The 16,405-nt window shown below is 70.1% G+C and carries 2 protein-coding genes and 1 pseudogene; 2 read left to right on the top strand and 1 reads right to left on the bottom strand.

Going from position 1 to position 16,405, the window contains the following annotated elements:
• Nucleotides 1-160: 160 nt before the first annotated feature.
• Together K7957_RS09775 and K7957_RS09770 are read left to right on the top strand one after the other, a co-directional pair.
• Nucleotides 161-15,496: a two-partner secretion domain-containing protein gene (locus tag K7957_RS09775; protein ID WP_223011830.1), complete on the top strand. Its 15,336-nt coding sequence runs from the start codon at nucleotides 161-163 to the stop codon at nucleotides 15,494-15,496.
• Between the two features lie 2 nt (nucleotides 15,497-15,498).
• On the top strand, nucleotides 15,499-16,272 hold the full coding sequence (locus K7957_RS09770) for a hypothetical protein (RefSeq protein ID WP_223011829.1): 774 nt from the start codon (nucleotides 15,499-15,501) through the stop codon (nucleotides 16,270-16,272).
• Between the two features lie 27 nt (nucleotides 16,273-16,299).
• Here K7957_RS09770 and K7957_RS09765 read toward each other — a convergent pair.
• Nucleotides 16,300-16,405, bottom strand: a pseudogene (locus K7957_RS09765) (IS5 family transposase); the annotation flags it as partial.

The following is a 16,405-nucleotide window of genomic DNA, read 5'->3' as shown; positions in this document are numbered from 1 at the left end:
GGCGAGCAGATGGCAGACGCGGGACGCGCGGGTGTGGCTCCCGGCCGAAGGTGACGTGAAGGGGCATGCTGCAAAGCTGGTGCGGGCGGTGACGCCTCCAGCTAAGGCCGATCAGCGCCTCGTCGCCGTTGCTCCGCCGAACCGCGCCTTGCATCGCTTGATGGCAGCGGCGCTGGCGACCTCGGCTTTGTCGCCGGCGGTCTCGCCGGCGTGCGCCCAGACGACCGCCCCCATCACAGCGCCGCCGCTTCAGCCGGCCGATCGGCGGACCGCGCTGGACGTCACCCCCGCGGGCACCCCGATCGTCAACATCGCCGCGCCCGACAAGAACGGAACCTCGTACAACGTCTACAACAGCTTCTCGGTGAGCAAAGAGGGGCTGATCCTCAACAACAGCCCCGTCGTCGATCGCAGCACGATCGGCGGGATGCTACTGGCCAACCCTCATCTGGCGGATGGCCAGAACGCGAGCCTGGTGCTCAACGAGGTGACGGGTGGCGCGCGGAGCACGCTCGCCGGGCCGATCGAGATGTTCGGCAAACAGGCGGCCTTCGTGCTGGCCAACCCGTCGGGCATCACCTGCGACGGATGCGGCTTTCTCAACATGTCGCGAGTCAGCCTGGCGGCGGCTCAACTTCAGTTCGGCGGCGAGAGCACCTTCACCGGCTTCGCCAAAAGTGGCGCCGACGTCACCACGGAGGGGAAAGGACTGCTCGCGGGCAATGTCGACTATGTCGACATCATCGCCGCCGTCACCCACATCAACGCGGCGGTCTATGCGCGCGACCTGGTGATCGCGGCCGGCAGCGGCACCGTCGATTACGCGACCCGCGCGGCTGCCGGCGCCGGGAGCGATGCCACCGGCGTCGCGCTCGACTCCAGCGCGCTGGGCGGCATGTACGCCAACCGTATCCGGCTGATCGGTACGGGGGCCGGCCTCGGCATCAATCTGGTCGGTACCGTCGCCGCGCTGGACGGGTCGCTCGCCATCACCGGCGACGGGGCGATCGCCGTGGCCAAGGTCAGCGCGTCGGGGGACGCGACCATCGCCTCGAGCGGTGCGGTGGTGACCCTGACCGACCAGTTCCGGGTCGGCGGTGCCATTGCCATCGATGGCGCGAGCATCGTGCAGCGTGACGGCGTCGCCGCCGCGGCGCGCGACGTCGACCTGCGAGCGGCGCAGGGCGTCAGCCTGGCCGGCAAGGGCGTCTATGCGGGGGTCGATTCATCTGGCCGGCCGAGCGGCGCGGCCACGCTGACGGTGCGATCGGGCGGCGTGACCGACGTCGGCTCCGCCACATTGGCCGCGGGCGGCGGAATCGCGGTGACGGCCGCGGGGCTGCGTCAGGCGGCCGACGGGCAGATCGTCGGTGCCAAGATCAAGCTCACCGCGGACGAACAGCACCTCGCGGGCGCGATATCGTCGAGCGCCGAGACGGTGCTGCGCGGCGACGTGATCGATCTGACCGGAACCCTGCACAGCGCCGGTTCCCTGGCGCTCTCGGCCGACCGGATCCATCTCGGCGCGTCGGCACTCGTCCGATCGGAGAGCGCCGTAGCGTTGTCCGGGACCGCCATAGCTCTGAGCGGTTCGCTCGCCGCTTATGGCGCCCTGCATCTCTCGGGCCGCTCGATCACGCTCGGGACCACGGGTGTCGTGCGGTCTGGCGACGACATCGCGGTCGTGGGCGACGCGGTTGATCTGTCGGGCGATCTTCAGGCCTCGGGAGCGCTGGCTCTTTCCGGCGGTCACATCACGCTCTCCGGCAGCGCCATCGGGCTGCGCGCCGCAGATGCGCGGGCGGACGACTCGATCGAGATCGCGTCGACCGGCCATTTTCAGACGAACGGTGGCGTCACCCTCTCGACCCCGGTGCTCGTCAGCGCGGGTATCATCAGCGGCGGCGCGGCCGCGTCGTTTGAAGCGATGACGCTGGTCACGACGGGTATTGTCGCCACAGGTGGCGACCTGAGCGTGACAGTGCAGCGCGATGCCATGATCGGCGGCAAGGTCAGCGCCGCCTGCCCCGTCGCCGTGACGGTCGGTGGTGTCGCCACGCTCGACGCCGACCTGCGCGCGGGCACCACCCTGCGAGTCGATGCCGGCGCCCTGGCGATCGGTGGCGTGGCGACCGCGCGTGACGCCCTGACCTTCGCCGCAGCCCGCGATCTGACGGTGTCGGCGCAGGCGCAGGTCGGCGCGCAGGGCGACGTTAGCCTGCTGGCGGCGGGCACGCTGGCGCTCGCGGGGACCGTGGCGACCGATCGTGCGCTGACACTGACGGCGGCAAGCATCGATCTCGCCGGCGCTGCCACGGCCGGGAGCAGCCTCGCGCTTCGTGCGGATACGCTGGCGCTGTCGGGCCGCGCGATCACCGACGGAGGCGCGACAGTCGAGATAGCGGGGCAGTTCCGACTCAGCGGGAGTCTGTCTGCCGGGACCGACCTCGGCGTCGCGGCCGCCTCCTTCGTTGGCGACGACGGCGGACAGATGCTGGCGGCGCGCACACTGGCGGTGCTTACCCCCGGTAGCTTCGAGCATGCCGGCGGGCTGAGTGGCGAAGTGGTCACGATCACCGCCGACCGCCTCGTCAACGGAGGTCGTCTGATCGCTGCCGAGACGATGTCGCTCGCGGGCGTTAGCGAGATCGTTCAGGCAGGGCTCGCCCAGGCGGGCACGGGGCTGTCGCTCGTGGCACCCCGAATTGGTCTGGTGGGCGAGACGATCGTCGCGCATCAGGGGCCGCTCGGGGTCCGCGCGACGACGCTGGCGTTCGCGCCCGGAGCCGACCTCGAATCGGGCGGGACGCTCTCGCTGTCGTCGGTGCGCGATCTCGCGATACAAGGCCGCATCCTGACGCTGGGCGCGGCGACGATCAGCAGCCAGGGCGCGCTATGGCAGGGTGGTGCCATCGAGAGTCATGCCGCGCTCGACGTGACCGCGGGCACGACGCTCGCGCAAGCGGCGGACGTGAAGGCCGCGGGTCCGCTCACGCTGACCGCTCCTGTCATTACCAACAGCGGCGCGGTGGCGAGCGGCGGCGCCTTGTCGCTGCGCGCGACCGATATGCTCGCGTCGAGCGGATCGTTGCTGGCGCACGGCGACCTGACCCTCGGCGCACCGACGCTAGACCTCTCGGGCACGACGACGTCCGATGGCCTTCTCACGCTCGACGCGCCGCGGCTGCGGCTCGCGGGCAGCGCCTCGGGTCTCGCCGGCGTTCGCATGCCAAGCGCGGATCTCACGGTCACTTCGGGTGGTGCCTTGCAGAGCGGCGACGCGCTGGCGCTGGACCTCACCCACTTCGAGAACGAAGGACTGATCTCCAGCGCCCGAGCGCTTCACCTCGCCGTCGACGGCGACGCGGTCAATGCCGGGCAGATCGTCGCGCGGACAGCGCTCGATCTGGCCATCTCGCGCGACCTCGCCTCCTCCGGTGTGCTCCAAGGCGGTACCGCGCTGACGGCAGCGATCGGCGGCACGGCCGCGCTGTCGGGAGCTCTCTCTGCCGGCGGCGACGCGACGCTGAGCGCGTCGAGCCTCGTGGCTGCGGGCACGATCACCACGGATGGCGCGCTCTCCGTCACGGTGCGCGGGGAGGCGGTCTTCTCGGCTGACTCGGTCATCACCGCGAAAGCCGGATTATCCGCGACGAGCGCCACGTTCGACTTGGCCGGATCGCTGCGCAGCGGCAGCACGCTCGACCTGGCCGCGGCGCAGGATCTGGTGGTGAGCGGCGGTTTCTGGGCGAGCGGCGCCAGCACCCTTCGTGTCGGAGGCACTGCCAGCGTCGCGGGGAGACTGACGAGCGGTGGGCCGCTTCGTCTCGACGCATCGGCCGTATCCCTTTCGGGACGGATCGCTGGCCATGACCAGATCGCCATCACCGCGAGCGGAACCGACCTGGACCTCGCCGGTACGATCCAGGCGACCGAGGATGTCGCTCTCACGGCGGTCCGGCGGCTGACGATCGGCCGGGCGCGCGATGCGACCGATACGGGGGCCGCCGCCCCGTCGGCGAGCTCTGCGCCGGACGCACCGGCGCCCGCGACCCAGCGACTGGCCGCCCCATCGACGGCGAGCGGATCCAACGATAGCGGTACCGCGATCCCACCGGCCGATGGCAGCTCGGCGGGCTCGTCATATATGATGCCGCAGCCGGCGGCGCTGACGCCGGGCACGCTCGCGACCGACGGCAAGCTGACGCTCTCCGCCGCCGACATCGACATCGCCGGATCGGTCACCGCCAGGGGCGATCTCGCCGCCCTCGCCTCGCATGTCCTCACCGTCTCCGGGCAAGTCTGGAGCGACGGATCGGTCGACGCCCGGATCGGCAGTCTCGCCGTCGCGATCGGCGGCAGGCTTGCGGGGGCGGGGCCGGTCGGTATTGCCGCGACGCAGGACATCACCCAGGCCGGCACCTTGGCCTCGCGCGACGATGATGTCCGCCTCACTTATGCCGGACGGCTCGATCATCAGGGTACGACGTCGGCAGGCAAGATCTTCTCGGTCGTGACCGGAGCGGATTACACCGCGGCGGGCAGCGTCGCTGCCGAGCAGGTGACGATCGATGCACGCGACCTCGTCTTGTCGGGCAAGACCGTTGCGGGTGGCGAGCTCCGTCTCACCGGCCGCACCGTCACGTTCGCTGGCGGCAGCCTGACCGAGAGCGGCGGCACGATGTCGATCGCCGGTGTGGGTGCGGTGGACCTGTCGGGCCGGATCCTGTCGGCGAGCGATGTGTCGGTGACCGCGGGCGGTGCGCTGGGCCTGGGCGAGGGTGCCGACCTCGGTGCGGGCGGCGCGCTGCGGCTGCGATCCGACCAGGACCTTACCGCTCAGGCGGGCAGCACCGCGTTGGCCAAGGGTGCCTTGGCCTTTACCGCGAAGACCATCGCGCTGGCCGGGCGGCTGAGCAGCGACGCGAGCGCCGAGCTGACCGCGCGCAATGGCATGATCGTCGGGGGCAAGGTCACCGCCCTCGGCGACGTCTCGGTGGAAGCGGCCCGTGATCTCGCGGTCACCGGTACGATCGCGAGCGCGCGCGGGCTGGCGCTGCGTGGCGGAAACACGCGTCTCATGAACGGGGCCGTGCTGCAGGCGGGCGGTGAGCTTCGTCTCACTGCCGCGTCGCTCGATAGCGGCGCGACGCTGCTCGGCACCACCGGCGTGGTGCTCGACAGCGCCGGCGCGCTGCACCTAGGCGGCGCGGTCACCGCTGGAACGGTCGACGGTCAGGGGGTGGTCACCGCCCTCGCCGACCTGACGGTGCGGGGTGATGATGCCGTCGTCTTCGATGGGGTCGTGAACGTCACGGGTCGCGGCAGCGTCACCACCGGCGCGCTGGATCTCGGCGGCACGCTGGTCACGCTCGGTGACGTTGCCCTGGACGGCGCCACACTGGCGACACGCGGCACCGTGACGGCCAATGGCGCAATCGCTGCGACGATCCGCGGGAACGCCGCACTCGGTGGCACGCTCATCGGCCTCACGGGGATCGATGTCACCGCTGGCGGTAGTCTGACGCAAGCGGCGCGGCTCGGTGCGAACGGCGCCATCGCGCTCGCTGCCGGCGGAGTGCTGACGCACATCGGGACGAGCCAGGCCCAAGGCAAGATCGCGCTCTCCGGCGCCAGCCTTCAGCTCGGCGGCGTCCTGCGTGGCGGGTCGATGCTCGCGCTCGCCGCCACCGGGGGCGGGGTCACGCTCGCGCCAGAAGCCGACGCCAGTGCGGCGTCGGTGTCGCTCAGCGCGACGGGGGACGCGGCGATCCGGGGCAGACTGGCCGCGACGCATGATCTCGCCACCGACATCGGCGGCACGTTGACGCTCGCGACGACCGGGGTGCTCAGGGCCGGCGTCCCCGAAGGCGCGAACGCGCCCGCGATCGCCGGCACGATGGTGCTGCACAGCGGCGGCGTGCTCGACAATGCCGGGCTGATCGCCTCGACCGGCAGCATCACCTTCGATGTGCCGCGCCTGGTCAATAGCGGCACGATCTCCACCGGCACCGACGTGACGCTGTCCGCGGCGAGCCTCTCGCTGGGGGGCAGCTTCATCAGCGCGGGCGATATCACGCTCTCGGCCACCGCCGGGACGCTCGAGGTCGCGGGCGAACTGGAGGGGCGCAACCTTCGTCTCTCCGCATCGGGCGGCGATCTCGATCTGGGGAGCGCCTCCAGCCTGCGGGCGGTCGGCAGCGGCGGCGCGGGCAAGGCTGATCTCACCGCCACCGGCGCGATCGACGCGCTGGGTACCATCGCCGCGAACGGCGACGTCACGGTGGAGGCGGGGACGAGCCTGCACCTCGGCAAGGATCGCGCCGGTGGTGCGGGCGCCGCCGCGCTCTCCAGTGCGGGCAATGTCCGCCTCACCGCCGGCGGTGCCCTGACCGACGACGGCACGGTCGCGGCGCAGCAGGACCTCAGCGTCGCTGCGGCCAGCCTGACGAGCGCGACGCTGGCGGGCGGCACACTGTCGGTGACCACCGCGGGCGACATCACGCTGACGGGGATGAGCTTCGGCCGAACCAGTGTCGTGATCACGTCGACACGAGGCGACCTCGCGCTCGCCAGCGGCGCGTCGCTGCAGAGCGACGGCCGCATGACGGTCTCCGCTGCCGGCGACGTCACCAACGCCGGCAGCGTGAGCGCCGGCATGCAGGGCGCGGCGACGCCGGGCGCGATCAGCATCACGACCGGCGGTGCGCTGCGCTCGACCGGCGCCATCCTGTCGAACAACGATAGCGTGACGCTCACCGCCGCGACGCTGACGCTCGGCGGTGCGCTGAGCGACGGCGGGGGTGTCTATGCCGCCGGCGCGCTGACGCTTCGCGCCTCGGCGATGACGCTCGCCGACGGCGGGCAAGCGGTGGGGAACGGCGGCGTCGTGGCCGAGGGCGCCACGCTCACGCTGGGCAAGAACGGGCTGCTGCAATCGAACCAGGATCTCTCGGTCGCGCTGAAGGATGGTCAGCCGAGCGGCTATACCTCGACCGGCCAGCTCGTCGCGCTCGGCGACCTCTCGCTGACGGTCGCCGGCGGGACGATCGCGAACGGCGGGGGGGCGGGCATCTTCGCCGGTGGCGCGGGGAGTATCGCTCGCGGCGGGTCGATCACGCTGTCGGCCACCGCGCTCGACAATGGAGGCCAGGTCGTCGCCAGCGCCGCGGCGGACGGCAGCAAGGGCGCGGTCGCGATCACCGCCGGCACGATCGCGAGCGGGGGCCTGATCCATGCCGACCGCACCTTGCGCCTCGCCACCGCCGCGCTCACCGTCGACGGCGGCGTGGTGGAGGCGGGCGACGCGCTCGATCTCCGCATCGCGACGGTCCAGGTGGCGCAGGGCGCGGCGCTCCGCAGCAGCGGCGACGTCAAACTCAGCGGTGCGAGCCTCACCAACGGCGGCGCGATCCTGAGCGGCGGGGCGCTCGCGGTCGCGAGCAGCGGCGACCTGATCTCGAGCGGCGTGCTGCAAGGTGTCCGCGGCGTCGCGCTGGCCAGCGGCACGCGACTGACGCTCGCCGGGTTCGGCACGACGCTGTCGGGCGACGCGCAGGAGAGCCCGGCGGTCTCGGACGCCGCGCTCTCGCTGGCGGCGCCCACGATCGACCTGCTCGGCGCGGTCGGCACCACCGGTACGCTGGGCATCAAGGCCGATCGCGTCACGGTCGGGGGCAGCGTGGCGGGCAACGGCGACGTCACGCTCGCCGGGTTCAGCGGCGGCGCGGCGCCGGCGCTCGCGGTGCAGGCCGGCGCGCAGCTCGCCAGCTATCTCGGCAGCATCCGGCTCGGCACGTTATCGGCTTTCGCGCTGGACGGCACGACGCTGGCGTCGCAGGGCGATGTCGCGCTGAGCAGCGCTGCCGTCCGGATCGGCGCCGGCGGCCGGCTGCTGGCGGGGCGCGACGCCCAGATCACGGCCAGCGGCAGTGGTGCGGTCGCGATCGAGGGCGCGATCGGCGCGACGCGCGACATCAGTTTGGCGGGCGGCACGCTGACGCTGGCAAGCGGCGGCGCGATCAACGCGGGGCATGATCTCACCTTCGTCACGGCCGACACGGTCGCGGGCACCGGGCCGGTCACGGTCAACGACACGAGCTATGATGTCACCGCGACGCCGATCTCCGCCCGCATCGCCGGTAAGCTCAGCGCCGGCCATGATCTGACGCTGACGATGCCCGGCGCGCTGATCGTCGATGGCTCCGCGCAGATCGTCGCCACGCACGACCTCGCGCTCACCGCCGGTCATGCCGTGATCGGCGCGCGCTATACCACCGACGCCTCCGGCACTCCGCTCACTCTCGGCGTCCTCGCCGGGCACGACCTGCGCTTCGCCAACAGCAGCAGCGTCGCGCCGGGTCGGCTGCGCCTGCGCGGGCTGGCGCTCGACGGATCGATGCAGGCGGGGGCGACGCTGCGCATCGACGCGAGCGGCGAAATGACGTCCACCGGCGCGGCGCAGCTCGTCGCCGGCAACGGCTTGTTCGTCTCGGGCTCGGCCATGCAGCTGGCCGGGCTGAACTCGGGGCAGAACAGCGTCCGCTTCGTCGCCACCGGCGCCACGCCGGCGGGGGTAACGGCGCGGCTGACGCCAGGCGACGTCCTGCTGTCGGGTGCGACCGCGTCGGGCGGGCGGATCAGCCTGTCCGCGACGACCGCGACGATCACGGCCGGCGGCTCGCTCACCGCCGGCGGCGGGGCGGCCAATAGGGTCGCGGTCGCGCGCGATATCGGCGCGGCCGCCAACATCGACATCGAGACCGGCGGAACGCTCACCAACAAGGGCGCGATATGGTCGGACGGCGCGATCTTCCTCACGTCTGCGGGCGGGGACGTCGTCAACGAGGCGAGCGGCGCGAACGGCGGGATCACCGCCAAGACTTTGGTGGTGCAGGTCGGCAGCGGCGGCTTCCTCAACCGGGCGGGTGCCTTCAAGGCGGCCGATACCGGGCTGTTCCTCGGCGGCGACTTCGTCAACGGCGGCAGCCTCGCGCCCTCGGGCAATTACCGGATCGAAGCGGCGAATATCCGCAACTCGGGGCTGCTGGCAACGTCGGGTAACCTGACATTGGTGGCGGCGGGCGACCTCTACAATGTCGGCACGCTCTACGCGGGGCAGGCGATGTCGCTCACGGCGGGGCGCACGCTCACCAACGATTATGTCGGTGACGACCAGGGCAACGGTGCACACGGGCTGATCCTGGCGCAGGGCGATATCGCGATCAGCGCGCACGACGTGCTGAATCAGTCGGCGACGATCCAGTCACTGGGCGGGAGTGTTGACATCACTCTGAAGGGGGGATCGTTCTTCAACACGATAAAATCGCTGATCATCTCTCCCGTTCCTGGCTCTGGGGCCAAGAGAGCGGTAATGCCAGTCGGAAATCCTCCCGTACCAGTGAACGAATTGTTTAATCGGGTCGGCTGTGGATGGTCGGGAACGTTGCAGAACGGAGCGAGAGCTTCCTTCAAGTGTATCTCCGATACAAAGGTGCTTGTTTCTTATAGTGGTTGCGGTGCATCAGCGGAATATTATCTTGACTACGAGGTCAAAGATGGGCCGCCGAGCCTAGCCGTTACTGCGAATACGGGAACAGCAACGATACTCTCGAGCGGCCACATCCACATCAACGCCGTGGGCGGTAAGGTCGTCAACAGGAATTCCTCCGTTCTAGCCGGCGGCGACATCACGATCGAAGCCGGCGACACCGTGACGAACATGGCCGACCTGCTCGCGACGAATACCGATATCGGCGGAACGCGCTCGCTAGAGAATTCAGTGCTGCCCGGCGCCCCCACCATCATCCAGGCCGGCGGTACCGTCACGATCAACGCCGCCACATTCAACAACGTCGCCAACAACCTCGTCGGCCCGGACACGTTCACCGTCGCGCAGAAGGTGGAACATGCCGCGCCGGGACGTTCGCCCGCCGGAGCGGCCCCCGACACCGGCAGCACCGGCAACAACGCATCCGCCTCCACCAGCTCGGCCACCGGGGCGAAGGCGAGCAGCGTCGCCGTTCCCGATGGCAACATCTCGGCGCGCGGTGTCGTGGCACTCACCGGCCGCGGCGCCGGCGCGGCGCTCAATACCGCGCGCGCCCACCGCGACCGCGCGGGCTTCACCGCGCTCGGAAGCACCATCTCAGGCACCGGCGGGAGCGTCGGTACGGTCGCCGCGCTCGACGCGCGCGTGATCGGTTCCACCGCCGCGCCCGTCGTGGAGGAGGGACATATCGGCGCGGTCGCCGATCGCACCGTGGACGTCGCCGCCTCCGCGCTCACCTCGGGCACGGTCACCGACGCGCCGCTCGCCGCCGGCAACCCGATCGCGCTCAACACGCCGGCCGGCGCGCCCGCCGTGACGTTGGGCGCGAGCCCCGCGCCGGGCGTGCAGGGCGCCGCGCCGCTCGTCGCCGGGCTGGTGACCGCGCTGAACGGCGCGAACCTGCCGACCCTGTCCGACCAGCCTTTCGGCACCTTCCTCGGCCAGTTCCTCGCCAGCCTCAATCTCACCAGCTCCAACGCCTCGCTGTTCACTTACTCGGACAACCCGTCGACCACCGCGCTCTTCTCCACCAACAAGGGGCTGCAATCCGAGGCGGAGCTGTACGACTCCGGCTATTTCTTCCAGCGCGTCGCGCCCGACCGCGCGACCACCTACGCGCGGCTGGGCGACGGCTTCCTGGAGGCGATGCTGGTCACGCGCGAGGTGCAGGCGGCGACCGGCCACGCCACGCTGCGCGAATTCGGCACCGCGCTCGACCAATATCAGCACCTACTCTGGAACGCCGCCGACCAGCAGGCCGGGCTGGGCTTGCACCTCGGCGTGGGGCTCACCCCCGAGCAGGTCGCCAAGCTGACCGCGCCGATGGTCTGGTATGTCAGCACCAGGATCGGTGACCGCGACGTGCTGGTGCCGGTGGTATATCTCGCCGCGTCCGACCCCAAGGCGATCAGCGGCGGCGCGCTGATCGATGGCGGCAATGTCGCGATCGCCACGACAGCGGGCATCACCAACTCGGGCACGCTACGCGCGAGCCAGATCGTCGCGCTGAGCGCGAGCGGCGGGGACATCGTCAACGCCAGCGGCGGCACGATCGCGGGCGGGACCGTCGTCGCAAAGGCCGCGCACGACATCGTGCTACAGGGCGGCAGCACGCTCGTTGCCAATGGCTATGCGCTGCCGGGCGGGCAAGGGACTGCAGGCGGTGTGGTCGCGCTCCAGGCGGGGCATGACATCAGCAGCGGGATCGTCAAGGCGAGCAATGTCGCGTTCGCTGACGGGCGCGTCACCAGCACCGAGAAGATCACCGGCGCGACGATCCAGTCGAGCGCGGGCACGCAGCTCGTCGCCGGCAACGATATCGCTCTGAACGCCGCCGGCCTGACGTCGAAGGGCAGTATCGCGCTCGCGGCAGCCGGCGACGTGACGCTCGGCGGCAGCAGCGCCACCACCCGGAGCCGCGCGACGACGCGCCGGTCGAGCGAGACCGACACCAGCACGCGCTTCACCGGCACCACGCTCGACGCCGTGGGGCCGGTGTCGATCGCCGCGGGCGGCACGCTGGACATGATCGGCAGCTCGATCACGACGCACGACAAGGCGAGCGGCTGGGTCGATCTCAGCACCGGCAAGGGCATCACCATCGCCGCGGCGGAGGAGACCTGGTCGGCCAGCCGGGTCGAGCAGACCGGCAAGCGGAGCTCGGTGACGAGCGACGCGCGCGGCACGACCCACCAGCTCTCCGGCATCGACGCGGCGGGGGGGCTCGGGGTCGAGACGGCGGGTGCGCTGGTGGTGCGCGGGGGCACGCTGATCAGCGGCGGTGCGCTCGACGTGCAGGCGGGGTCTTTGGCGGTCACCGGCGTGATCGACAGCGTCGACAGCCACGTCACCGCCGTGTCGCGCCGGTCCGGGCTGCTCTCGTCGCAGTCGAGACGTAGCGATACCACGACCCACCAGGAACAGGCGGTCGCCTCGACGCTGTCGGGCGAGATGGTGACGGTGCTCAGCAAGGGCGCGGTGCATGTCACCGGATCGAACGTGGTGGGCTCGAACGGGGTCGACATCGACGCCGCCGGCACGGTGACGATCGACGCGCTGGCGACGCACGATCGCCAGGACGTGACGCAATCGGTGCGCAAGAGCGGGGTGTCGCTGGGCGGTGGCGGACTGTTCGTCGGCGCGGCGCGGACCAGCAGCGAGGCGGCGGAGAGCGACACGCGGCAGCACGGCGCGCTGGTGGGGACGCTGAACGGCGACCTGCGGATCCGCAGCGACGGCGCGCTGTCGATCACGGGCAGCCAGACGGTCGCGGGCGGGCACGTCGGGTTGCAGGGCAGCTCGGTGGTGATCGACGCCGCGCTCGAGAGCAGCGACGCGCATCATGCGACGAGGAGCTCGAGTCTCGGCGTGACGCTGGGAGTGCAGAGCCAGTTGCTGCAGAGCGCGGGCAATCTGCTCGACATGGGCGGGGTCGCGGCGCGGACGGGCAATGCGCGCGTGGCGGCGGTGGCGGGGCTGGCCGGCGGGATGGCGGCGGTCAACGCGGCGGAGGCGGGCCAGGGCCTGGTCGATGCGCTGGGCAAGGGCAGCGGCGACCTGGGCGCGTCGGTAGTAGCGACGTTCGGTGTGTCGCGCGCGCGCGCCAGTGACAGCGAACACGACGAGCATGTCATGGGCAGCGAGGTACAGGGCCGCGACGTGACGATCGTCGCGACCGGGCCTGGTGCCACCGGGACGGTCGACGTGCACGGCTCGCGCGTTCGAGCGGACACCGATCTCGCGGTGGGCGCGAATGGCAAGATCACGGTGGAGGCGGCGGTCGAGCAGGACCGCCAGTCGGGCCGGTCGCGGAGTTCGGGCGCGACACTGGGGGTGACGGCGCAGGTGGGTCTAGCGAAAGACGCGCCGCATCTCTCGGGTCCGACGGTGTCGGCGGGGGTGTCGTCGTCGCGCGGCGGCTATGCCGGCGAGACGGTGACGAACGTGGACGGCGCGCTGAGCGCGGGCGGCACGGCGACGGTGATCACGCCGGGGGCACTGGTGCTGGACGGCGGGACGGTCTCGGGCCGGCGCGTGGTCGGCGATGTCGGCAGCCTGGAGATCACCAGCCGGCAGGACACAAGTCGCTACGACGCGCGCTCGCGCGGCGTGTCGGGGAGCATCGGCGTGGGCGGCGGGGTGGGTTCGCTCAGCGGCAACGTGTCGAGCGGGCGGCAGTTGGGCGCGTTCGCGAGCGTGGGCGAGCAGTCGGGGATCTATGCGGGGGACGGCGGCTATTCGCTCCGGGTGGCGGGCGACACGACGCTGGTCGGCGGGGTGATCGCCTCGACCGCGGAGGAGTCGAAGAACAGCCTCACCACGCGCACGCTCCACGCGAGCGACCTGGAGAACAGCGAGACGTGGCGCGCACGGCAGGTGGCGCTGGGCGGCGGCATCGGCGGGATCGGGGCGGATCGCGCGGGGCAAGCGGGGCCGGGCGGCGCGACACCGCTGCCGGGGGTGCCGCTGGGCGGGCTGGGGCGGCTGAGCGCGGCGGTGCCGGTGGCGCTGGGCGCGGGGGGCGAGCAGTCGAGTGTGACGCGCGCGGCGATCTCCGCCGGCGCGATCACGCTCACGAGCGGCGACGCGGCGAGCCGGCGGGTGGCGGAGACGATCAGCCGCGATCCGGGCGCCGCCAACGCGGGGGCGCTGCGGCGGCAGTTCACCGACACGAAGCGGCAGGAGGTGGCGGACGGGTTCTGGGCGGCGCAGGTGCTGACCAGCGAGACGGGCGCGTTCTTCGCCAAGAAGGGCCAGGACGAGGCGGACCTTCGCGCGCAGGCGAAAAAGGCCAAGGAGCGGGGTGACCCGAAGGACGCGGATCGGCTGACCCAGCAGGCCGACCAGCTGCACGAGCGCTACGGCGCAGGGAGCGCGGTGCGGCTGGTGGCGACGGGGCTGGGCGGCGCGGCGGGTGGCGACGTGACGGGGTCGCTGGGCGGGCTGGCGCGCGCGTCGGCGGTGAACGTGCTGCAGGGGCTGGCGGCGACGCAGGTGAAGCGGCTCGCGGACGGGCTGCGCGACGGTGACGGCGCGGCGACGCTGGGCAGTGAGGCGGCGCGCGCGGGATTGCACGCGGTGGTGGGGTGCGCCGGGCAGGCGGCGGGCGGCGCGGGCGACTGCGGCAGCGCGGCGCTGGGGGCGGCGTCGGCGGTGGTGCTCAACGACCTGCTGTCGAGGGGCACGACGAGTGCGACCGACGCGGACGGCAAGCCGCTGACGCTGGCGGCGCAGCAGGCGCGCGAGCAGCTGGTGGCCACGCTGGTGGCGGCGGGGACTGCGGGCGCGGGGCTCGACGCGCACGGCGCGGTGACCAGCGCGCAGGTCGAGACGGAGAATAACTCGCTCGAGCAGGGCCATCGGCTCGTTCAACCGAAGGTCACGGTGGTCGACACCAACCTTCGGTCGCTGATCAAGAACAGCCCTCCATTCAAGCAGGCGCTCGAGCATCTTGCCGCGGGTCATTATGGCAGCGCCGAGGAAATTGCGGCGGCCTATGATGCCTACGCGAGCTGCCTGACCGCGCCCGGGTCATCATGCCACCAGCCGGACGATCCGCTGCTAGATACGGTGGGCAAGCTCTTCGACGCGGCCGCGCAGGGTGGCCTGACCGCGACGGTCACCACGTTGCTCACGCAAACCGACCCCGCCCTCGTCGCCCGCCTGGCGAGCGTACCGGGAGCGACGACGGCGTCGAGCTATACGGGCGAGATCGGCGCGACGCTCGAGGTCACCACGCGGTTACCCGGACCGTGGGGGCGTTCGGCGGAGGCCGGTGTGTTAGGGGGCGCGACACTCGCGCTCGGCATGGCGGAACTCGCGCCGCTGCCGCCGACGCTGATCCATACGCCGGGATTGGGCAACATCGGCACGAGCGCGATCGATCCGGACGATCGCGCGCGCGGGCAGTTCGAGGCGTTTCCGACGGTGACGCCGCAGGGGGTGCTGCCGGGGTTCACGCCCGACTTCTCGGGCTCGGGCGCGCTGCCGGGCTATGGCTTGACGACGCCGGTCGAGAGCGGGAACGTGCTGACCAATGCCTCGCACAATCCCAGCTACACCGTGGGCGAGTCAGACGGCGGCCCCGGTACGTGGGTCAAGAACGGTCCCTTTGGCAAGCCGGCTGACCAATGTTACCAATGCCAGGTGACGGGTGCGCCTCCGGGGATCGAGTATCAGGTCAACGGAGTTCACTTCGATGGCTACGATCCCAAGACCAATACATTGATCGACGCCAAAAATTATGCCGATTGGCCGATTGATAAACCGTTTAGCAGTGGATCCGTTCTGAAGCAGGCAGAAGACCAGGTGGCGGCCGCAAAAGGAACGGGTGCTAAAATAGAATGGCGGGTGGCAACCCGAGACAGGGCTGAAAGCGTGCAGAACTTATTCGCAAGAAACGGAATCATTATTCAAGTTAGTGTAGAAGCTCCCGAGGTTAAATAGTTATGTCTTTGTATGACGCGGATTTTGCGGAATTGCGTATAAGGATTCCATCGCGCCGGCGCACATTGGGAGATGCCTCCAGATTGGAGCGCAATGTGCTGCTAATTTTGCGCGATGTTTTTCCCGATGCGTACGAGTGGATAGCGACAGGGGAGCCCAACAAGCCGATACCAATCAGTTTCGAGGATGAGAAGGTTTTCACCGACACCATCGTCAAGCTGCGAAAAACCAATTCTAGATCAAGAAATCATAATCCCGAGTCTCTGAGCTATAATGCGGACTCGGTCCCGCATTTATCTACGACCAAGAACGGATTTTACACTCCAAGTCCCCGAAATCCGCTCCGGCCCCATCCAGATGATAGCGTCAGCTGGTCTGTCTGGTTTAGCTTGGGCCGGCCGGAAGGAATGTACGAGCATGTCAATATCAGCTTCCCCAGCGCGGTCGCTCAATCGCGTGACGAGGCGGCAAAGGTAGAGCTGTTGCTGGAGCGGTTAATCATAGCGCTCGGTCCGGAAGACGCGCGCTTTGCCGTAACGCATTTCGATCGTGCCTTCTGGAAGGTGCATCATCGCATCGGTTGGCTGACATATTTCTCACAGCCTAGCATCTGCGAGCATCTGCTCGGTGATTTCCGCGTTCGTCCTTTTCATCATGGGGTGATCCTTAAGCTCTCCGATGATCCAAAGGACATGCTAAGAGATCAATTCGTAAAACAATCCTTCGAATTTTGCCAAAGCCTCATTCCATACTGGCCACCTCAACTCGAAAATTGAGTGTGACCTAGGATCAGGACTCGTTGATCACAGCCAGAAGATGACGGTGGCAGCGAGGGCGACCGCGGAGAAGAAGACGATCGGGCAGCGGTCGTAGCGGGTAGCGACGCGCCGCCAGTCCTTGAGGCGCCCG

The sequence above is a fragment of the Sphingomonas yunnanensis genome, from assembly GCF_019898765.1.
Lineage (GTDB): Bacteria > Pseudomonadota > Alphaproteobacteria > Sphingomonadales > Sphingomonadaceae > Sphingomonas > Sphingomonas yunnanensis.
Note: the sequence above shows the minus strand (reverse complement) of the source record. Positions and strands in the feature narration are given on the sequence as shown.

Excerpts from the sequence above, each read along its gene's own strand:
- K7957_RS09770 (WP_223011829.1), top strand. The coding sequence starts at position 15,499 with ATGTCTTTGTATGACGCGGATTTTGCGGAATTGCGTATAAGGATTCCA.
- K7957_RS09775 (WP_223011830.1), top strand. The coding sequence starts at position 161 with ATGGCAGCGGCGCTGGCGACCTCGGCTTTGTCGCCGGCGGTCTCGCCG.